Genomic DNA, 18,560 nt, shown 5'->3' on the forward strand with positions numbered 1-18,560 from the left:
TCTGCAGCCGTGGCCGCGGCTCACGCCGGGGCCACGGTATTCACATTAGTAGATGGAGAACGGGAAGTACTTGGCGTTGATCTCGGCATAGGTACCGTTGTCGACGATAGCCTTGATCGCAGCGCTGAACTTATCCTTCAACGGATCGCCCTTACGTACTGCGATCGCGATCTTGTCGTCGATATCGATATCCTCACCCTTGAATTCGAAGCCGCTGCCATCCGCGCTCTGCAGCCAGTCGTAAGCCGGGAACTTGTCCGACAGCAGCGCATCCAGGCGACCAGCAGTCAGATCCAGGTAAGCATTATCCTGGGTATCGTACAGTTTCACATTGACCACGTCGGCCAGGTTATCCTCCAGGTACTGCCCGGCCACTGTGGCGCGCTGGGCACCGACGGTGAGACCTTTCAACCCCTCGCTGGAGGTATCCAGCGTCTTACCCTGGGGCGCAACGAACGCCAGCACGTTGGAGTAGTAGGGCTCGGTGAAATCCACCACGCGCAGGCGCTCTTCGGTGATCGACATGGAGGCGACGATCGCATCGTACTTCCGCCCCATCAGGCCGGGGATGATACCGTCCCAGTCCTGGGTGACAATCTCGCACTCCGCCTTCATCTCGGCGCACAGAGCCTTGGCAATATCCACATCGAAGCCAACGGCCTCACCCTGCTCATTGGTCATGTTGAACGGGGCGTAGGCGCCCTCCGTCGCAATGCGAATCTTGTCAGCGGCGCTGGCCACGGAGGAACCCAAAGCGGTTAGGGTCACCAAAGACAGCGCTGTAATCACTTTGCTTAACTTCATAGTATTTTCACCGATTGTCGTTTTGGTTGGACGTGATAGTTAATCCGGTCAACCCGGTCCGTTAGCCGTGGCTGGCCATAAAATCTCTTACCCGCTGGGATTTTGGGTGATCGAACACCTGTTCCGGTGTGCCCGACTCCTCGATCTGCCCCTGATGGAGGAACACCACCTGGTTGGATACCTCGCGCGCGAACCTCATCTCGTGCGTCACGATCAACATCGTACGCCCCTCGTCGGCGAGAGAGCGCATCACGGCCAACACCTCGTTGACCAGTTCTGGATCGAGTGCAGAGGTCGGCTCATCGAACAGCAGTACTTGCGGGTCCATTGCCAGCGCCCTGGCGATGGCGATACGCTGCTGCTGTCCTCCAGACAGATTCGCCGGATAGGCATTGCGTTTATCGAGCAGGCCAACACGCTCAAGCAGCTTTTCGGCACGGGCGATCGCTTCATCCTTGGATTGCTTTAACACCTGTGTCGGTGCCTCGATGATATTTTCGAGAATCGACTTGTGTGGCCAAAGATTGAAGTTCTGAAACACGAAGCCGATCTGGGAGCGCATCCGCTCCAATTGACGCGCGGTTTTGGCCTGCAGGTCACCATCCTTTCCGGGAGCCAGTTCCAACTCTTCTCCCGATACGATGATGCGTCCCTTGCTTGGCTTCTCCAGCAGATTGATGCACCGAAGCAGGGTACTTTTACCGGAGCCGCTGGAACCCAGGATAGAGATCACCTCTCCATCGCTCGCGCTCAGCGAGACTCCCTTTAGCACTTCCAGAGAGCCATACGACTTATAGATATCGATCAGTTCGAGAGCAGTTCTTTTTTCGGTCATGGGCTCTTTTTCTGCAGACTTCGTACCATTTTTGACCATATGATCAGTTAATCTTGCGATTCTGCCACTCTCACGCAATCAGGTCATCCTTTTATTGCAATTCAGCGACACCCGAATCGAGTTGTGATCGACCCAAGGATAGAGACCCGCCTGGTCAATGTTTTACAAATAGTCACGCAGGCTCCAAATAGCAACACTGTCAAAAACTATTGGTCGCTTTTTCAAAAAAAAAGGCCGGCATTGCCGGCCCTCGAATCTGGGAAAACGACAGCACCCGATCAAAGTGCCATCAAAGCAGTATCATCAGTACGCAGGCGGCGGTCATGCTGCCCATGCCGATATTGAACCAACGCCAATGCTGCGGTGTTCTCAATCGGCGCCCGATCGCCACCCCAAAACCGGCCCAAAGCGCAATCGAGGGCAGGTTGGTTATTCCCATCAACAGAATAAGCACCACGACAGAGCTGACAAAGGCATCTCCGGTCAATGAGAAGGATGCAATGCCCGAGATGGTCATCACCCAGGCTTTAGGGTTGGCAAACTGAAACGCCGCCGCCTGCCAGAAGGTCAGCGGCTGGCGTACCGCTTCGACATCCGCCTTATTGGGTGCCGGGGCACTGGCAATTTTCCAAGCCAACCAGATCAGATAGAGACTGCCGATCAACTTCAGCGACGTTTGCAACACCGGCCATTGCTGGAACAGAGCGCCGAGTCCCAGCGCCACGCCACTCATCAGCGCCATGCACCCAACGGTGATGCCCATCATGTGCGGTAGTGTACGACGAAAGCCATGGTTAGCGCCGGAGGCGGTTAGCATCATGTTATTGGGGCCAGGCGTCGCTGACATACTGAAGGCGAATGCCATGAACGGTCCAACCAGCGCCAGAAGTTCAGTGGTCGTAATCATGATGACCTCCTCAACTCCGCGCTCGCGGCGTGAATATCGCGGTTGATCCCTCGGCGCATCGCTACCGGTCGCACACCCACCCATCGCTTCGCCACGACGGAGTTCTGGTGGTCAGCAGTCACAGGAGTACGAAGAGTAGACATATGCACCTCCATGCATTCAGTCAAATTGTATGGATACAATTTATAGAAAAACGGTTAATATTCGCCTATAAAAGGCGCACAATTAACTGTAGATGCGGATTGTTTGGGTATCAATTGTAACTTTGCACCCCACACAATCAATTGTCATCCTGACAATTGTCCTCAGTGTACGAGTCAGTACCAGGGAATGTCTGACAAGACTCCGCAAACCGGGAGAACAGCAGGTGAGCATTCAAGACAAAGCCCGTCAGCGCTGCAGCTGGCTACCCTCGGCCGAGGTACCGGAAGGCCCGCGGTACAAAACTCTGGCCAACCAGATCGCCACCGCCATTGCCACTGGCGAGCTGAAACCGGGCGAGCGCCTACCGCCGCAACGCCTACTGGCCGATGCACTGCAGGTAACGGTGGGAACGATCACCCGTGCCTATCGTGAAGCTGAGCGGCGGGGACTGGTGGAGGCGCGAGTCGGCAGCGGCACACGTGTTCGAGGTATGCAGGCCGATACGCCGGACTTCCATCATCTGTCGCGTGCCACAACCGACAGCATCGATCTGTCGTTGAGCGTGCCGATACCCAATCCACTGCGTGCCCAGCAGCTCTCGGCAGTACTCTCCCGAGTCAGCGAGCAGGCCTCTGAGCTGGGTAGCGCGTTGGATTACCAATCCGAACAGGGCAGCCAGCGCCAACGGGAACAGCTCGCTGCCTGGCTAACCGAGCAGGGGCTGGCGACCGATGCCAAGGATCTGATCCTGACCATCGGCGGACAGCATGCCGACTACCTGACGCTACAATCGCTGATCAGACCGGGAGAGGCGGTAGCGTCCGATGCCCTGACCTATCCCGGCATGATCGCGGCAGCGCGGCAACTCGGACTCAAGCACCTGCCGGTATCGATGGATCGCGAGGGGATGCGCCCCGACGCTCTGGAACGACTCTGCCAACGCCAGCGCATCCGGCTGTTGTACCTGATGCCGGAACACAACAATCCCACCGCGGCCCACATGACTCAGCATCGCCGTGAAGAGATCGTGCGCATCGCGCGCAAGTACGATCTGCTGTTGTTGGAAGATGGCGTGCAATTCGTTCGCTCCGAGCTGCGAGGCACCCCCTTCTATCAACTGGCGCCGGAACGATCGCTGTATATTTTCAGTGTGTCCAAAATACTCTCGGGAGGGCTGCGTTTTGGCTGCCTGCGCGCACCCGGCAACCTGATCCCCCAGCTCTGCGCCGGATTGCGTGCGCAGTGCTGGGCCAGCCCGGGACTGATGGGGTCGGTGGCCTGCGAATGGCTAGGTTCGGCGGATTCGAGCCTACTGATCGACTGGCAGTGGCAGGAACTGAATGCCCGTCACGCACTGCTCGAAAAGACCTTCTCCGGCTACGACTTCCTCGGTCACCCCTGCGGCTTCCACGCCTGGCTGCACCTGCCGGAACCCTGGCGCACCAGCGACTTCATAGACCAGGCGGCACAGCGCGGCGTCACCCTGATCAGCCCGGAACCGTTCTGTGTCGGTAGCCAGCCGGCCCCCCAGGCGATCCGCATCTGCCTGACACCACCGGCCCACCGTGAAGCCCTGGAGATAGGGCTCAACCGCCTGGCCGAACTGCTGGCCGAAGGGCCACGTCTGACCGCACCGCTGGTCTAGACAGCGGACTGTAGAATTTGGATTCTAGAAACTGGAGCCAGGCTGGCTAAGAAACTCGACCTCTTCCGCGGTCGAATCACGACCGAGGATGGCGTTACGATGGGGATAGCGCCCAAAACGATCGATGACCGCCTTGTGCTTCAGCTCGTAGTTATAGGAATCGTCAGATCCGGCTGAACGAAACAGCTGTTCGGCCAAGGCATGGATAGCGGCGGACTCGGAGTGCATATACGGCATATACAGAAAGCGGCGCTTGGGTTTTGACAGTGCCATATCGGCTCCAACCGATACCGCTTCCTGGGCCAGCACCAACGCCATGCCGTCCTGCGCGAAGGCCGCAGGCTTGTCTCGATGGATGTTGCGTGAGAACTGGTCCAGCAGGATGATCTCGGCCAGCCGGCCGTCGGCTAATCTGCGCCAGGCAAAAAGCTCTCCCTGGCACGCTTGTCGATGCAGATCGCCGAAGCGCTGCTCGACCAGACGATCGAATGTTTCATCCTTTTTCCACCAACTGGCGGGCTCTATCTCGTCGAACCAAAACGCCAAAACCTCTGAATACATTATGCTTCCCTGTTCGCAGCCTTTTCTCACTTCAGGCTATGCAAAAACACTCCCTGTTTCAACGTACCGAGCGGTATACCCGTTGACTGCCCAGCGGGGACAGCACCAGTTGCCACAGCTGTCCGCGCTTGGCTCGGAAGAACCCGGCACAGCTCATCAGATAGTAGCGCCACATGCGGTAGAAGCGCTCGTCGTAACGCTCTGACAGTTGCGGCCAGGCTCCCTGGAAATTGTTCCACCAGGCCATCAACGTTTTGTCATAGTCGGTACCGAAGCTGTGCAGATCTTCTACATGGAACTGCTGCTCGCAGGTGCCGATCATATGCTTTAGCGTCGGTAACTCGCCGTTGGGGAAGATATAGCGGTCAATCCAGGGGTCAACACCGCAACGCTCATTGTCCGTGCCGATGGTGTGCAGCAGAAACAGGCCATCCGGTTTTACGCAGCCGGCAAGCTTGGAAAAGTAGTCGGCATAGTTTTTACGCCCGACATGTTCGAACATGCCCACCGACACCACCCGGTCGTATTGACCCTGAACATCCCGATAATCGACCAGATCGATCTCCACCGGCAGACCCTCACAGCGTTGTCGAGCCATTCTCGCCTGCTCTTTTGAGATCGTAATTCCGCGAATCTCGACACTATAATGTTCGGCCATGTAGCCTGCCAGGCTACCCCAACCGCAACCGACCTCGAGTACCTTCATGCCCGGCTCCAGCTGCAGTTTTCGACAGATGAGGTCCAGCTTCGCTACCTGGGCAGCGTCAAGATCCTCTGCCTCGCGCCAATAGCCGCAGCTGTAACACCAGTGAGGATCAAGCATCGCCGCGTAAAGGTCGTTGCCAATATCGTAATGCTGCTCGCCAACCTGAAACGCCCGGCTTGAGGTCTGCAAGTTCATGATCCGCGCACGCAGGTAATACAGGGCAAAGAATAATTTCGCTCTGCCCAGAGGCTTCTCATCCAGGCGCTCGCTCATCACCCGCGCCATCAGGCCGGAAAGATCATGGCACTCCCACAGACGATCCATATATGCCTCACCGAAGCCCAGAGTGCCCCGCGTCAGTACCTCGGAGTAGAGTCGGTCGTCGATTACCTGGATATCCCAAGGCCGGTCACCGTTAATCCGTACATCCGCCATTGCCAACAGGTCGACAATGGCTTTGGGTGGTGCTGTCCTTGCTGTATCGAACTCCTCTGAGAGTCCTAACCGGCTGTCTTTCTGCATTCCGCCCCCTCTCTCTGGTCATTATTTATCCATTAAGCCTAGGCAGAGACGGCAGGAAAGCTAAATAGCGATTGTTTATGGAATCCATTGATACTGCTAATTTCTGCTTATTGCACCGCAGCATGTGACAGCATCATCAACTCCGGCTAAGGTAGCTAGCCACAGGTTATATTTCACGCCATCAGGAAAGACCCATGTACCTAGCCATGAACCGTTTTCGTATCGCACCGGGCAAAGAGCAGGATTTCATCGAGATCTGGAAAAGCCGGGAAAGCCATCTGGATGAGGTCCCCGGTTTCCAAAGCTTCAACTTGCTGCAGGGACCGACAACCGAGGAGTACACCCTGTTCGCCTCCCACAGTGTCTGGGAATCGGAAGAGGCGTTTATCAACTGGACCAAGTCGGAAGCCTTTCGCAAGGCGCACGCCAATGCGCGCCCGGCCAAGGATATCTACCTCGGCCCGCCGCAGCTGGAGTGTTTTAACAGCGTGATCTAAGTCACGATTTCAACCGAGGTCATATTTATTGATCTTGCGGTGCAGCGTAGAACGGCTGATACCGAGTCGTTTGGCGGCGCGGGATACCACCCAGCGATTCGCCTCCAGCGCTTGTATCAGCTCACTACGTTCTCGCTCCTCAGCGGAGGAAAGCTGCGGTCTCGACAGCGACACCATCCGCTCAGGCGGATATTCGGACGAGTCAACCAGCGGCGAGGCCAATAGTGCCGCCGGGGCGGCAAACACCTCCTCCGGTAGGTCCTCTGGTGCCACACTGTCACCGTCACACATGCACAGCGCAAACTGCAGCACATTCTTTAACTGACGGATATTGCCCGGCCATGGGTACGAGCCGAGGATCTGCTGCACGTCGGGCGAGAGTCTGACTGGCGACTCGCTAAGCTCCTGCAGGATCTTTTCGATCAATTCACTTCGGTCCGCCCGCTCTCTGAGCGCCGGCAGCTCGACCCGTACGCCGCTGATACGGTAGTAGAGGTCCTCTCGGAAACCGCCTTGAGCAATCAATTGCTTCAAGTCGCGGTGGGTCGCGGTAATCACATGCAGGTCGATGGGGACCGGTTTGATCTCGCCCAGCGGGGTAATCTCGCCCTCGGCCAACACGCGCAGTAATCGCGCCTGCAGCACCAGTGGCATATCGCCGATCTCATCGAGAAATAGAGTACCGCCGTTACTGGCCTGGATCTTACCGACCTTGCCCCCTTTCAAAGCGCCGGTAAAGGTACCGGCACCGTAGCCAAACAGTTCACTTTCGATCAGGGATTCTGGAATCGCGGCACAGTTCAGGGTGACAAAGGGCTTATCTTTACGCTGGCTGGACTGATGAATTGCACGTGCCCACACCTCTTTACCTGTGCCGGTCTCTCCCTGCAGCAGGATGTTGATACCGCGGTTGATCACCCGCTGGCAGATCTCGGCATTGCGCGCCAATCGAGGATCATTACCGGACAGCGTTGTAAGAGGTGAATCGGACCTCCCCTGAAGCGGCTTATCGCTTACCGTCAGCCTGACCGTCGGCGTCATCGCAGCCGGTGTCACGGAATCGGAATAGGTCAACCAGACCTCACGCGCTAACGGCAGGTTATCGGTCAATCGAAGAGGTGCTCGCAGTAGATCCTCAAGCGCCACACCGAACATATCCGGCAATGCCAGCCCAATCATTTGGGCTCGCTCCCGTGCCCCGAGCTGCATCAACGCGGCCGAGGTGATGCCGATGATGACGCCACGGTCGTTGGTCGCGATCAACGCACTACTGTGGGCAGGGTCGCACTCTCGCGCCCAGACAAGAGTCAGCAGATGTGCCGAGCGGAAGGTGTAGCGGAACATGGCCGCTTCTATCTGGTCGGCACTGTCGCACACCAGGTTCTGCGCCAAGGCCTGTAGCTGCCTTTCACCCTGGGCGTAGGTCGAAATATCCAGCGCGCCGATCATCTCGCCATGAGGAGAAATGATTGGTGCCGTAGAGCAGCTGAAGCGCCTCAACTCGCGACCAAAATGCTCCTCGGCATATACCGTCAGCGCTTCCCGAGTCGCCAGGCAGGTACCCAAACCGTTGGTACCGACCAAATCTTCCGTCCATACGGTCCCAATACTCAGACCATTATCCGCCAGCTCCTGTCCACGCTGGGTGTCGATCAACTGCCGCAACACAACACCACGGGTGTTAGTCACCAATACGCAGTAGCCAGAGTTGTCGCCGATATGTCGCAGACGCTGGAAAACGGGCTCAGCTACATGAAGCAGGCTGTCCAGTTCATTCTGTTCACGCTTGACTTCACGGTCGGTCAGACGAGGCGGCAGCAGATCGCGGCCAGGTTCGAGATGGTAGCGCTCGATGCAACGCTCCCAGGACCCACGAATCTGGGTGGGTATCTCGGCCTGGTCTCGCATCGACGGCAACAATATAGGTTGATCTTGATTGTAAGTGCCCATAACAACCCGGGGTGAGGGCCCCTCTTTTATAGTTATCCTTAAATCATAGAAGTTTATTTATTCACCTGTCTACCTGTTTCTAGCCCCCGAATAAATCGTCGCATCCGATAAGCCACCCTGTTTCATTCACTTGCGACACTCTGTCGCAATAATTCGAAACAATCAAAATAAAACATTAAATATCAATAATTTAAAAACTGGCACAGGCCTTGCCATAGTTTAGTCAAAGGCGAGACGAGGATATTTCACGTCCCGCCATCCACCCCATCATAAGAATAAGGAGAGGTTTCACCATGAAGCCGAGCCGGGATCAGAAAATCTGGATGTATGAGCAGATGCACACCAGCCGTTATTTCGAGGAGTGTATCGAAAAGATCTATATGGAGGGCAAAACTCCCGCCTTTAATATGGCCAACGGCCCCATACCCGGAGAGATGCACCTGTCCAACGGCCAGGAACCTTGCGCCGTGGGCGTCTGCGCTCACCTCAACGCCGACGACATCGTCACATCCACCCACCGCCCGCACCACGAAGCGATCGCCAAAGGCGTCGATCTGGACCGTATGGCCGCGGAGATCTTCGGCAAGAAAACCGGCCTCAGCGGCGGTCGCGGCGGCCATATGCATATCTTCGATGCCAGGGTGAATTTCTCCTGCTCCGGCATCATCGCCCAGGGGATGGGACCGGCCGTCGGCGCCGCCCTGTCACGCAAGCTGCAGCGCAAGGAGGGGGTTGCGGTCGCCTTTCTTGGCGAAGGTGCCGCCAACCAGGGTGCCTTCCACGAAACCCTTAACCTGGCCGCGGTGTGGAAACTGCCGGTGATCTTCGTCATCGAGGACAACGCCTGGGGTATCTCCGTGGCCAAGAGCGCCTCTACCGCCATCGAGCGTAACGACAAGCGCGCAGCCGCCTATGGCATACCGGGTCACTACGTTCCCGACAACGATCCGCTGGCTATCTTCGAGGTTGCCGGTGAAGCGATCGCACGCGCCCGCCGCGGCGAAGGCCCAACCCTGATCGAGATCGAAACCTACCGTCTGGCCGGTCACTTCATGGGCGATGCCGAGGGCTATCGGCCGGAGGGTGAGAAGGAAGCGCTGTTTGCACGCGATCCGATACCGAAGCTACGCCAGCACCTCTTTGATAACGAGGACTGGAGCGATGCGCAGGATCAGGAACTGGTTGCTCGCGCTCATGCTCGTGTCGACAAGGCGATTCAGTTCGCCCGTGACAGCGAATACCCGGCACCGGAAGAGGCGCTGGAGAAGGTGTTCATCTGATATTCCCTGCCGGTTAGACAGGTTTACCGACCTTACTGAATAACAAGAAGGAGCAACACCATGACCGTTGCCACGAAAGAGAGAAAACTGACCATCGCCCGCGCCATGGCGGAGGCGATTGCACAAGAGATGCGCGTCGATGAACGTGTGTTCGTGATGGGTGAAGATATCGGCCCCCTGGGCGGCGTGTTCGGCAACACCCGAGGCCTGCATGAGGAGTTCGGCAGTGAGCGCGTGCGCGATACCCCGATCTCGGAAACCGCGTTTATGGGTGCCGCCGTCGGCGCCGCCTCCGACGGTATGCGCCCTATCGTCGAGCTGATGTTCGTCGACTTTTTCGGCGTCTGCTTCGATGCCATCTACAACCTGATGGCCAAAAACACCTACTTCTCCGGCGGGGAGGTTCAGGTGCCAGTGGTGTTGATGACCTCCACCGGCGGCGGATACTCGGACGCCGGCCAGCACTCCCAGTGCCTGCACGCCACCTTTGCCCACCTGCCCGGCATGAAGGTGGTGGCGCCGTCCAACGCCTACGATGCCAAAGGCCTGATGACCGCCGCCATCCGCGACAACAACCCGGTCATTTTCATGTTCCACAAGGCTCTGCAGGGGATGGGCTGGCTTGGCACCGAGAAGGACGCCATCGTCCACGTACCGGAAGAGAGCTATGAGATTCCTATCGGCAAGGCCGCCGTGGTTCGCGAAGGCACCGATGTCACCATCGTTGGCATCACCTCCGGTGTACACCATGGACTCAAGGCGGCTCGCCAGTTAGCCGAGCGCGGCATCAGCGCCGAGGTGTTAGACCTGCGCTCCCTGGTACCGCTGGACCGCTCCACTGTAATCGAATCGGTACGCAAAACCGGTCGCCTGATCGTAGTGGACGAGGACTACCACAGCTACGGAGTCAGTGGAGAGATCATCTGCTCCGTCGTCGAACAGGGTGTAGCGCTCAAAGCCGCACCGCAACGGGTCGCCTACCCGGATATCCCGATCCCCTTCACCCGCCCCATGGAGCAGTGGGCACTGCCCAATGCCGACAAGATTGTTGCAGCCTTTGAAACGATGGAGAACAACGCATGAGCACCGAAGTACGGGTACCGGAAAACCTCTGGGAAGAGGATAGCGAAGCCGTGATCACCAGTTGGCTGGCCAGCGACGGCGGCACCGTCTCCGAAGGCGAAATGATCGCCGAACTGATGGTGCAAAAGATCCAGTACGAGCTGCAGGCGCCGGCCAGTGGCACGCTGAAGATCGTCAAGGATATCGACGATGTGGTGGAAAAGGGCGAACTGGTCGCCACTATCGGTTGAGGATTCTGTTATGACCGCAAAACCCAACCTATCGCCGGGTCCGGGCAAGACCATCCCGCTACGCGGCATGCGCGGCATGATCGCCGACAATATGCGGCGTAGCCTGGATGAAGCCGCTCAGCTGACCCATCACGCCGAGTGCGATGCTACCGAGCTGTTTGCCACCAAGGAGCGACTGGCCAGCCAGGGGATCAAGGTCTCGATCGAAGACCTGATCGCCCAGGCGGTGGTCACCACGCTGGCCAACTACCCGGACCTCAACGGCCGGGTCGAGGGCAAGGAGATCCGGCTCTACGACGAGGTTCATCTAAGCTACGCCATGGCGCTGCCCGGCAATCTGCTGGCCGCCCCCACCCTGTTCAACGCCGGTGAGTTGTCGCTTATGGATCGCAGCAACGCCCGCCGTGAACTGGCCGAGCGTGCCAAAACCGGCAAGCTTACCGTACCCGAGATGACCGGCGGCACCTTTACGCTGAGCAACCTCGGCTTGTCACGCGTGCAGTTTTTTACCCCCATCGTCAATCTGCCGCAGATTGCCATACTGGGTATAGGGGAGACCCGCCTGCGCCCCTGGGTGATGCCGGACCACAGCATTGAGCCGCGACGCATCATGGGTCTTTCGTTGAGCTTCGATCACCGCGCAGTTGACGGAGCCCCCGCCGCCGCCTTGCTGACCGAACTCTGCACGCTGATCGAGAAAGGGTGAGCCGTATGAACGCACCTGCTGTCGACTTTATCCATCCACTCGCCGGCCAATCAGCACAGGAGGTCTTGCCACCAGCGGAGGGACTGGCACGGGAGATGGCACTGCTCTCATCCGTCACGACAGGCGACATTCGGTCCGGATTTCTGATCTGGCGCTGCAGCCGTTCGCTGGTCGTACCCCAGCGGCTGACCCGCCGACCGCAGTATGCCATGGCCGCCGGCCGCATGATCCTGGATGGCTGGCCGGTGCAGGTGCGTGCCACCGGCGGCGACCTGACCCCGCAGTCACCGGGCCTGATCAATGTTGCCCTCGCGTTTCGCAGCAAGCGCCACAAGCAAGCGATCCGCGACAGCTACATGACCCTATGTCAGCCGCTGATCGACTATCTCGCCGACCAGGGTATAGCGGCGCACTGCTCGGCGGTGGACGGTGCGTTTTGCGACGGTGACTACAACCTGGTGGTAGGCGAACGCAAGCTGGCCGGTACCGCACAACGCTGGCGCCAGCTGGAGCCCGGAGTCTGCGACAACGGCGACGAATTTGCCGTGCTTTGCCACGCCGTACTGCTCTGTGACGAACAGCTGGATTGGCTTTGGCAGGCGGGCAACAGCTTCTATCACCACTGTGGCATAGAGCCGTTCATACAGGCGGAGCGTCATGTGTCGATGGCCGAATTGCTCCCGGCCCGTCAAGACCTGCTGCAGGAGACTATCGCACAACTGGAGATACGCCTGACCAACTACATCCAAACCCTCTGATATGCGCCCCTTAACGGGCCCGCATGCCGGAAAATTTCCGCGACATCCAATAACAAGTAGAAATGGAGTCAACATGAAAAAAGATAAGAGAGACGATCAATCACCCGATCTGACCCGTCGGCGCTTCCTGACCCATTCTGGCACCGCCGTGGTCGGTCTCGGCATGCTGAGCAGCGGCCTGCTCTCCGCCAAAACCTGGGCCGCAGCCGCCGTCGGTGAGCACGCCAGCGCGACGCTGATGCGCATGGCGCGGGATATCTACCCTCACGACACCCTGGAAGACAAATACTACGCCGCGGTGTTGACCCCGCTGGCCGAGAAGGCCAACGGCGACGCTGAGTTGAAAAAGCTACTGAGCGAAGGCGTCAAGGAACTGGATAACCGCTGCGACAAGCTGTTCGCCCGCCCCTATCTTGAGCTCGAAAACGAACCCGATCGCGTGTTCGTGCTGCGCGCTATGGAGGACGGGGCCTTCTTCCAGCGCATCAAGGGCGACCTGATGATGGGGATCTACAACAACCCCGAACTCTGGCCCCGCTTCGGCTACGGCGGTTCCGCCTGGGAGCATGGCGGCTACATCAACCGCGGTTACGACAAGATCGACTGGCTTTGAGAGGGAGTGAACAATAATGACAACAAAATTTGATCTCAACGATGACAGCCTGGTCGTGATCGTCGGCTCCGGCGCAGGCGGTGGCACCCTGGCCAACGAACTGGCACAGAAAGGTATCAAGTCCGTGGTACTGGAAGCGGGCAAACGCTTCAAGATGGAGGATATCGAGAACGACGAATGGAAGATGTTCGGCAAGATCTCCTGGCTGGACAAGCGTTATGTCGAGGGCCCGGCTCGTATTGCCAAGGACTTCCCCAACCTGCCGGCCTGGATCGTCAAGGGCGTCGGCGGTGCCACGCTGCACTGGGCCGGCGTTGCCATGCGCTTCCAGGAACATGAATTCCGCATGCGTACTGAAAACGGCACCATCCCCGGCGCTAACGTGCTCGACTGGCCGGTGACGCTGAAGGAGATGGAGCCCTACTACTACAAGGCCGAGCAGAAGATGGGCGTGTGCGGTACCGAAGCCACCGGTATGCCGTTCCACGGCAAGAGCAGCCACTACAAGGTTGTCGAGGAGGGCGCTCGCCGCATCGGCGCCCGCTGCGAACAGGCCACCCTGGCGATCAACACCGAAGTACGGGACGGCCGCCCCTCCTGCCAGGTAAACGGCTTCTGCATGCAGGGGTGCCGTATCGGCGCCAAGTGGTCCACCATGTACACCGAGATTCCGAAGGCGGAAGCCACCGGCAACGTGGAGGTGCGCCCGCAATCGATGGCGCTGCGTATCGAGCACGACAAGAACGGCAAGGTCACCGGCGTACTCTACGCCGACAAGGATGGTAATCATCTGTTTCAGAAGGCGCGCCTGGTAGCCGTCGCCGCCAACTCCATCGAGTCCCCCCGGCTGCTGCTGAACTCCGCGTCCGCCATGTTCCCCGACGGCCTGGCCAACGGCTCCGGTCAGGTGGGCCAGAACTACATGACCCACACTACTGCGGGTGTGTACGGGGAGTTTGAGAAGCCGATCCATATGTACAAAAGCACGGTGGTGCCCGGCATCGTCCACGAGTGGAAAGACAACGACCCTAACCGAGGCCACTACGCCGGATACGAGCTGGAGGTACTCCACCTCGGTCTGCCGTTCATGTCCGCCTTCCTCAATCCGGGCAAATCCGGCTGGGGTCGCGAACTGGCTGAATCACTGGAGAACTACGACAAGATGGCCGGGTTCTGGATCTGCGGTGAGGATATGCCGGTAGAGTCCAACAACATCACCCTGCACCCCACCGAGAAGGACCAGTACGGCCTGCCAGTGCCGGTGGTGTACAAGACCGACCATATCAACGATACCCGCATGCGCAATCACGCCTATGACAAGGCTACGGAGCTGCTGGAAGCGGTCGGCGCCAAGAAGGTGAACTACCTGCCCCCCTACCCGGCCAGCCACAACATGGGCACCAACCGCATGAGCGCCCATGCCCGTGACGGTGTGGTCAACAAGTGGGGCCAGAGCCACGAGATCAAGAACCTGTTCGTCTCCGATGGCAGCCAGTTCACCACCAGCGGTACCGAGAACCCGACCCTGACCATCGTCGCGCTGGCGATCCGTCAGGCGGACTATATCGCCGACCAGATGAAACGCAACGCGATCTAATCGTTATACCTGCATGATTCGCGGATAGCTGTTCAGCGATCCGCACCAATCCCCAGGCCTGAATGGCACCTGATGTTGGGCGCGTAGTTTCTACGCGCCCCTTTTTCGTTTAATAGCCTCTTAAAACTGGGACTTAAACGGGAGGGCAAAAAGGTCTTTCACACTGACGCAGAGAGACAGACTGTATGACACACTCTGTATCAGTGACACAGACGCCCTATTAAGATTAACAATAAAATAAAAATAGCTCTTATTTATCATCGGGTTATAAAAGATAGAATTTCATCCCGATAGTTTAATACTGGCACACGGGTTGCGTTATCAGGTTCGGCACTTTCGCCAGAATAACAATAAATAGGACCCGAACACTGATGAAGACAGTTACCAAACACACCGCCTGCTCTATTGGCTTTTTCTCCTCTGCGATCCATAAACCCGTTCGGCATCTGGCGCTGCTGTGCCTGCTAACCAGTCTCTCCGCACTGTCTCAGGCAGCAACACCCGGCATGCGCGGTACCGATCATTTCGGATTCACCGTGCCCAACGCCGAAGAGGCAGTCGGCTTTCTGGTCGATGTGATGGGCTGCGAAGCCTTCTTCACCATCGGCCCGTTCGGCCCGTTTGAGGATGACTGGATGACCGAGAACCTGGACGTGAACCCGCGGGCAACGATTCCGGTCGCCCATCTGGTGCGCTGCGGTAACGGCACCAATTTCGAGATCTTCGAATACACCTCACCGGACCAGCGCACGCAAAAGCCGAAGAACAGCGATATCGGCGGCCACCATATCGCGTTCTACGTTGACGATCTCGACCAAGCGATCAGCTACATGAAAGACAAGGGCGTGAAATTCCTCGGCGAGCCCCACCCCTTCACCAGCGGTCCACTGCAGGGGCTGACCTGGATCTACTTCATGGCGCCCTGGGGGATGCAGATGGAGCTGGTAACCGCCCCGAATGGAAAGGGCTATGAGAAGACCACCGATTCCCGCCTCTGGGATCCTCGCGACTGACCGCCCACTACCCGCCCCTCCGGGGCGGGTCTCCGGAGAGGATCAACCATGAACCTTGTCTACCGAATGGTGCTGATACTCGGCATCACCCTGTTCCCGCTATCGGCACAGGCTCACTTTCAGAACTTCCTCGCCCGCATTATCTACCTCACCGAGGAGTCCGGCGATACGCTGATCTATGCCCGCATCCCCCTTGCCTCACTGCTGCTGGAGCAGGATTGGCAGCCGGGCGCAGGTTCCGATCTGCCACCCTATACACGAGCCAATGACAAGCAGCAGCCGGTACTGGCCCTGGAAACCCTTGCCGCCAATGATGCCCTGCTGCGCCAGCACGCCAACCGCTATCTGCAGATCGGTCTGTACTCAGGCAACGCCGTGGACACTCAGCTGGAAGCGGCGCGTATTCAACCGATCAGCTCCCGCTCGCCCTTTGGCTATCTGCCCAGTATCGCCCAGGCGCTGACACAATCGCTGCAACTACCGGCATCAACCATGCTGCTGGAGGAGGCGGTCATCGATCTGAAGTTGAGGCTGCCCGATGTAGCGCCAGGTCAGATTAGACAGATCGCCACACCGACAGACGAGTGGCCTACCATCCGTAACCGCTCGATCAATATCGTTACCACGCCAAGCGGCAAGATCAGCTCAACAGGCCCGCTTGAGCTGGTGCTCGCGGTACCGCCGAGTCATCTGGCGATTCTCTCGAGCCAGCTGGAGTCGGGTATCCACCATGTGTTGCTCGGCATCGACCACCTGCTGTTCATGTGTGTGCTGGTGATCGGCGCTCGCCACTGGCGACGGGTGATCCATAATTCGCTGATGTTTACCCTCGGCCACTCGCTGACCCTGGGCCTGGTGGCGTTTGGCTTTATCAACCTACCCTCACTTGGCGTACCGCTGATCGAAGTGCTGATTGCACTGTCGATACTGTACGGCTTCGGTCGCTTGTTGATGCGCCCTGGCGGCCACGGCCTGCCGCTCTGGCAGGTGGGTTTGATCGGGCTGCTTCACGGTCTCGGCTTTGCCAATGTGCTGGAGCAGGCCACCGGCTTTAGCGCATCGCAGCTGACCCTGCACTGGCTGGGTTTCAATCTCGGCATTGAAATAGGACAGATACTGGTTTTCACTCTGCTGGCCTGCGTTCTATCGGCAATTCAGCGCCGAGGCCTGCTCAGTCCGAAAGGATTGACCGTGTTGGTAGCGTTTCCGTCGTTGACGCTGTCTGCACTCTGGACAGTGCAACGTAGCTGGGAATGGATCGACACCCTTACCAGAGCGTGATCCCTTCACTGTTCAAGTAGCGGTTCAAGGACTGTCGTCAGAGCTTCAACACCCCGTGCCATGCTGTCCGGGTTGTCGGCGGAAAAGCCAAGCACCAGTCCCGGTCCACACTGCTCGTCGTAGAGGGAGATCGCCCTGACCTTAACGCCTCTGGATTCAAGTTGAGCCATGATCTCCCCGTCGTCGCAATGAGATGGCAACTGAATACACAGATGCATTCCGCCGCCAGCGTCGATTATGGGTAACTGCCCCAACTCGCTTTGTGCCAGCAACTGTTCAAGAGATTCCCGGCGCTGGGAGTAGAGGCGTTTCATCCGTCGCAGGTGACGGCTGTAGTCACCACAGGCCATAAACTCGGCCAGCGCCCGCTGCGGCAGCATCGACAGTCCACCGTCGACCACCCGTCTCACCTTCACAAAGCGCGGCACCAGCACTCTGGGCAGTACCAGGTAGCCGATGCGCAGGCCGGGAAACAGGGTGCGGCTGAAGGTGCCGGCGTAGATCACCCGCTCCCGTCGATCTAGTGAGTACAGGGCCGACAGTGCAGGGCCAGCCGCAAACTCGGAATCGTAGTCATCCTCGATCAACCAGAGCTCTCGCTCATAGGCCCAATTCAACAGTGCCAGGCGACGGTCTGCCGGCAACGTATGGCCAAGAGGGAAATTGCGTGACGGGGTCAGCACCATCAGCTTCGCCTCCGGTAGATCGTCGACCTGTTCCAGTTGTTGCTGATGAAAACGGCTGACGCACGCGCCCGCTGTCCGCATGGCGTCTTCGGTCCCGAAGAATCCCGGGCGTTCCAGCAGCACCAGATCCCCCCTCGTCAACAATTGGCTGGCAATGAGGTAGAGACCCTGCTGTGACCCGGAGGTGATCAGCACCTGCGAAGGCTCGACCTGCATCCCCCGCTGGGTACCCAGCCAGCGCGCGATCTCGAACCTTAACGCACTGTCCCCCTGAGGATCGCCGGCCAGCAGTCCCCCTCCTGTTGACGCGTGCTGCAGTGCGCGCTGCCAGCGCCGATGCGGGAACTGATCCAGTGCCGGCATCGCCGTTTGCAGTAATCCGGGTCCGGCACTTTGGCGCGACTCGACCCGCTCCACTGCATTCTGCCGCGGCCCGCTCCGGGTAGCTGGCCGATCAAGCTCGGGCAGCTCCGCCACATAACTTCCGGCCCCCCGGCGCCCTTGCAGATAGCCCTCCGCCTGCAGCAGTTCATAGGCGTTTTTTACCGTGTTGCGGGCGATGCCCAGTGCGGCTGACAGCGCCCGGGTTGAAGGCAGGCGACTGCCGCCGGCGACGCGTCGCTCCAGAATCGCCTGTCGTAGCGCCTGAAACAGGCGCCGATAATCGGGTTGCGCAGGATCGGTTGCACTCAGATCGAGAAACAGTCCGAGATCGGTTCGACTTAATCCGGACTCATCCATA

General features: G+C 58.5%; 18 protein-coding genes. 11 read left to right on the forward strand and 7 right to left on the reverse strand.

What is annotated here, in order from left to right; translation table 11 throughout:
• Nucleotides 1-45 precede the first annotated feature (45 nt).
• The 3 genes from IEX40_RS00270 to IEX40_RS00280 all read right to left on the reverse strand — a co-directional run bounded on the left by IEX40_RS00270 (nucleotide 46) and on the right by IEX40_RS00280 (nucleotide 2,546).
• On the reverse strand, nucleotides 46-804 hold the full coding sequence (locus IEX40_RS00270; RefSeq protein WP_188745111.1) for an ABC transporter substrate-binding protein: 759 nt from the start codon (nucleotides 802-804) through the stop codon (nucleotides 46-48).
• 61 nt (nucleotides 805-865) lie between these two features.
• Nucleotides 866-1,639 carry an ABC transporter ATP-binding protein gene (locus tag IEX40_RS00275; RefSeq protein WP_188745112.1) on the reverse strand — a complete coding sequence of 258 codons (774 nt, stop codon included), beginning with the start codon at nucleotides 1,637-1,639 and terminating at the stop codon, nucleotides 866-868.
• 289 nt (nucleotides 1,640-1,928) lie between these two features.
• Entirely contained in the window at nucleotides 1,929-2,546 is a 618-nt protein-coding gene (locus IEX40_RS00280) for a LysE family translocator (RefSeq protein ID WP_188745113.1), read from the reverse strand.
• 367 nt (nucleotides 2,547-2,913) lie between these two features.
• On the opposite strand from IEX40_RS00280, the gene IEX40_RS00285 reads away from it, so the two are divergent.
• On the forward strand, nucleotides 2,914-4,335 hold the full coding sequence (locus IEX40_RS00285) for an aminotransferase-like domain-containing protein (protein WP_229680422.1): 1,422 nt from the start codon (nucleotides 2,914-2,916) through the stop codon (nucleotides 4,333-4,335).
• Between the two features lie 24 nt (nucleotides 4,336-4,359).
• Here the strand turns inward: IEX40_RS00285 and IEX40_RS00290 are convergent, their stop codons facing one another.
• Both IEX40_RS00290 and cfa read right to left on the reverse strand, forming a co-directional pair.
• Nucleotides 4,360-4,896, reverse strand: coding sequence for a DUF924 family protein (locus IEX40_RS00290; protein WP_188745115.1), 537 nt, complete (start codon nucleotides 4,894-4,896; stop codon nucleotides 4,360-4,362).
• Between the two features lie 58 nt (nucleotides 4,897-4,954).
• Entirely contained in the window at nucleotides 4,955-6,124 is a 1,170-nt protein-coding gene (gene cfa, locus IEX40_RS00295; RefSeq protein ID WP_188745116.1) for a cyclopropane fatty acyl phospholipid synthase, read from the reverse strand.
• A gap of 194 nt (nucleotides 6,125-6,318) precedes the next feature.
• Here cfa and hmuQ point away from each other — a divergent pair, with 194 nt between their 5' ends.
• The gene (gene hmuQ / locus IEX40_RS00300) at nucleotides 6,319-6,621 is read left to right on the forward strand and encodes a heme-degrading protein HmuQ (RefSeq protein WP_188745117.1); all 303 of its coding nucleotides are present in this window, start codon (nucleotides 6,319-6,321) and stop codon (nucleotides 6,619-6,621) included.
• A 9-nt stretch (nucleotides 6,622-6,630) separates the two neighbouring features.
• On the opposite strand, the gene IEX40_RS00305 is transcribed toward hmuQ, so the two are convergent.
• Nucleotides 6,631-8,529: a sigma-54-dependent Fis family transcriptional regulator gene (locus IEX40_RS00305; protein WP_188745118.1), complete on the reverse strand. Its 1,899-nt coding sequence runs from the start codon at nucleotides 8,527-8,529 to the stop codon at nucleotides 6,631-6,633.
• A gap of 335 nt (nucleotides 8,530-8,864) precedes the next feature.
• On the opposite strand from IEX40_RS00305, the gene IEX40_RS00310 reads away from it, so the two are divergent.
• The 9 genes from IEX40_RS00310 to IEX40_RS00350 all read left to right on the forward strand — a co-directional run bounded on the left by IEX40_RS00310 (nucleotide 8,865) and on the right by IEX40_RS00350 (nucleotide 17,132).
• Complete coding sequence (locus IEX40_RS00310; protein ID WP_188745119.1) at nucleotides 8,865-9,851, forward strand: thiamine pyrophosphate-dependent dehydrogenase E1 component subunit alpha; 987 nt, start codon at nucleotides 8,865-8,867, stop codon at nucleotides 9,849-9,851.
• A gap of 60 nt (nucleotides 9,852-9,911) precedes the next feature.
• A complete protein-coding gene (locus IEX40_RS00315; RefSeq protein WP_188745120.1) occupies nucleotides 9,912-10,934 on the forward strand; it encodes an alpha-ketoacid dehydrogenase subunit beta in 1,023 nt (340 codons plus the stop codon).
• A complete protein-coding gene (locus IEX40_RS00320) occupies nucleotides 10,931-11,164 on the forward strand; it encodes a biotin/lipoyl-containing protein (RefSeq protein WP_188745121.1) in 234 nt (77 codons plus the stop codon). The genes IEX40_RS00315 and IEX40_RS00320 overlap by 4 nt, the downstream gene beginning before the upstream one ends.
• Nucleotides 11,165-11,174: 10 nt before the next feature.
• Nucleotides 11,175-11,870 (forward strand): 2-oxo acid dehydrogenase subunit E2, encoded by a 696-nt coding sequence (locus tag IEX40_RS00325; protein ID WP_188745122.1) that lies wholly within the window; start codon nucleotides 11,175-11,177, stop codon nucleotides 11,868-11,870.
• 5 nt (nucleotides 11,871-11,875) lie between these two features.
• Complete coding sequence (locus IEX40_RS00330) at nucleotides 11,876-12,628, forward strand: lipoyl protein ligase domain-containing protein (RefSeq protein WP_188745123.1); 753 nt, start codon at nucleotides 11,876-11,878, stop codon at nucleotides 12,626-12,628.
• 73 nt (nucleotides 12,629-12,701) lie between these two features.
• Nucleotides 12,702-13,241 (forward strand): twin-arginine translocation signal domain-containing protein, encoded by a 540-nt coding sequence (locus IEX40_RS00335; protein ID WP_188745124.1) that lies wholly within the window; start codon nucleotides 12,702-12,704, stop codon nucleotides 13,239-13,241.
• A 16-nt stretch (nucleotides 13,242-13,257) separates the two neighbouring features.
• Nucleotides 13,258-14,838 (forward strand): GMC family oxidoreductase, encoded by a 1,581-nt coding sequence (locus tag IEX40_RS00340; protein WP_188745125.1) that lies wholly within the window; start codon nucleotides 13,258-13,260, stop codon nucleotides 14,836-14,838.
• A gap of 371 nt (nucleotides 14,839-15,209) precedes the next feature.
• Nucleotides 15,210-15,851 (forward strand): VOC family protein, encoded by a 642-nt coding sequence (locus IEX40_RS00345; RefSeq protein ID WP_188745126.1) that lies wholly within the window; start codon nucleotides 15,210-15,212, stop codon nucleotides 15,849-15,851.
• Between the two features lie 48 nt (nucleotides 15,852-15,899).
• Nucleotides 15,900-17,132 carry a HupE/UreJ family protein gene (locus IEX40_RS00350; protein WP_188745127.1) on the forward strand — a complete coding sequence of 411 codons (1,233 nt, stop codon included), beginning with the start codon at nucleotides 15,900-15,902 and terminating at the stop codon, nucleotides 17,130-17,132.
• Nucleotides 17,133-17,137: 5 nt separating this feature from the next.
• Here the strand turns inward: IEX40_RS00350 and pdxR are convergent, their stop codons facing one another.
• On the reverse strand, nucleotides 17,138-18,559 hold the full coding sequence (gene pdxR, locus IEX40_RS00355) for a MocR-like pyridoxine biosynthesis transcription factor PdxR (protein ID WP_188745128.1): 1,422 nt from the start codon (nucleotides 18,557-18,559) through the stop codon (nucleotides 17,138-17,140).
• Between the last annotated feature and the right edge of the window lies 1 nt (nucleotide 18,560).

This window comes from Marinobacterium zhoushanense, assembly GCF_014641945.1.
In the GTDB taxonomy this organism is placed as follows: Bacteria; Pseudomonadota; Gammaproteobacteria; order Pseudomonadales; family Balneatricaceae; genus Marinobacterium_D; species Marinobacterium_D zhoushanense.

Excerpts from the sequence above, each read along its gene's own strand:
- IEX40_RS00270 (WP_188745111.1), bottom strand. The coding sequence starts at position 804 with ATGAAGTTAAGCAAAGTGATTACAGCGCTGTCTTTGGTGACCCTAACC.
- IEX40_RS00275 (WP_188745112.1), bottom strand. The coding sequence starts at position 1,639 with ATGACCGAAAAAAGAACTGCTCTCGAACTGATCGATATCTATAAGTCG.
- IEX40_RS00280 (WP_188745113.1), bottom strand. The coding sequence starts at position 2,546 with ATGATTACGACCACTGAACTTCTGGCGCTGGTTGGACCGTTCATGGCA.
- IEX40_RS00290 (WP_188745115.1), bottom strand. The coding sequence starts at position 4,896 with ATGTATTCAGAGGTTTTGGCGTTTTGGTTCGACGAGATAGAGCCCGCC.
- cfa (WP_188745116.1), bottom strand. The coding sequence starts at position 6,124 with ATGCAGAAAGACAGCCGGTTAGGACTCTCAGAGGAGTTCGATACAGCA.
- hmuQ (WP_188745117.1), top strand. The coding sequence starts at position 6,319 with ATGTACCTAGCCATGAACCGTTTTCGTATCGCACCGGGCAAAGAGCAG.
- IEX40_RS00305 (WP_188745118.1), bottom strand. The coding sequence starts at position 8,529 with ATGCGAGACCAGGCCGAGATACCCACCCAGATTCGTGGGTCCTGGGAG.
- IEX40_RS00310 (WP_188745119.1), top strand. The coding sequence starts at position 8,865 with ATGAAGCCGAGCCGGGATCAGAAAATCTGGATGTATGAGCAGATGCAC.
- IEX40_RS00315 (WP_188745120.1), top strand. The coding sequence starts at position 9,912 with ATGACCGTTGCCACGAAAGAGAGAAAACTGACCATCGCCCGCGCCATG.
- IEX40_RS00320 (WP_188745121.1), top strand. The coding sequence starts at position 10,931 with ATGAGCACCGAAGTACGGGTACCGGAAAACCTCTGGGAAGAGGATAGC.
- IEX40_RS00325 (WP_188745122.1), top strand. The coding sequence starts at position 11,175 with ATGACCGCAAAACCCAACCTATCGCCGGGTCCGGGCAAGACCATCCCG.
- IEX40_RS00330 (WP_188745123.1), top strand. The coding sequence starts at position 11,876 with ATGAACGCACCTGCTGTCGACTTTATCCATCCACTCGCCGGCCAATCA.
- IEX40_RS00335 (WP_188745124.1), top strand. The coding sequence starts at position 12,702 with ATGAAAAAAGATAAGAGAGACGATCAATCACCCGATCTGACCCGTCGG.
- IEX40_RS00340 (WP_188745125.1), top strand. The coding sequence starts at position 13,258 with ATGACAACAAAATTTGATCTCAACGATGACAGCCTGGTCGTGATCGTC.
- IEX40_RS00345 (WP_188745126.1), top strand. The coding sequence starts at position 15,210 with ATGAAGACAGTTACCAAACACACCGCCTGCTCTATTGGCTTTTTCTCC.
- IEX40_RS00350 (WP_188745127.1), top strand. The coding sequence starts at position 15,900 with ATGAACCTTGTCTACCGAATGGTGCTGATACTCGGCATCACCCTGTTC.
- pdxR (WP_188745128.1), bottom strand. The coding sequence starts at position 18,559 with ATGGATGAGTCCGGATTAAGTCGAACCGATCTCGGACTGTTTCTCGAT.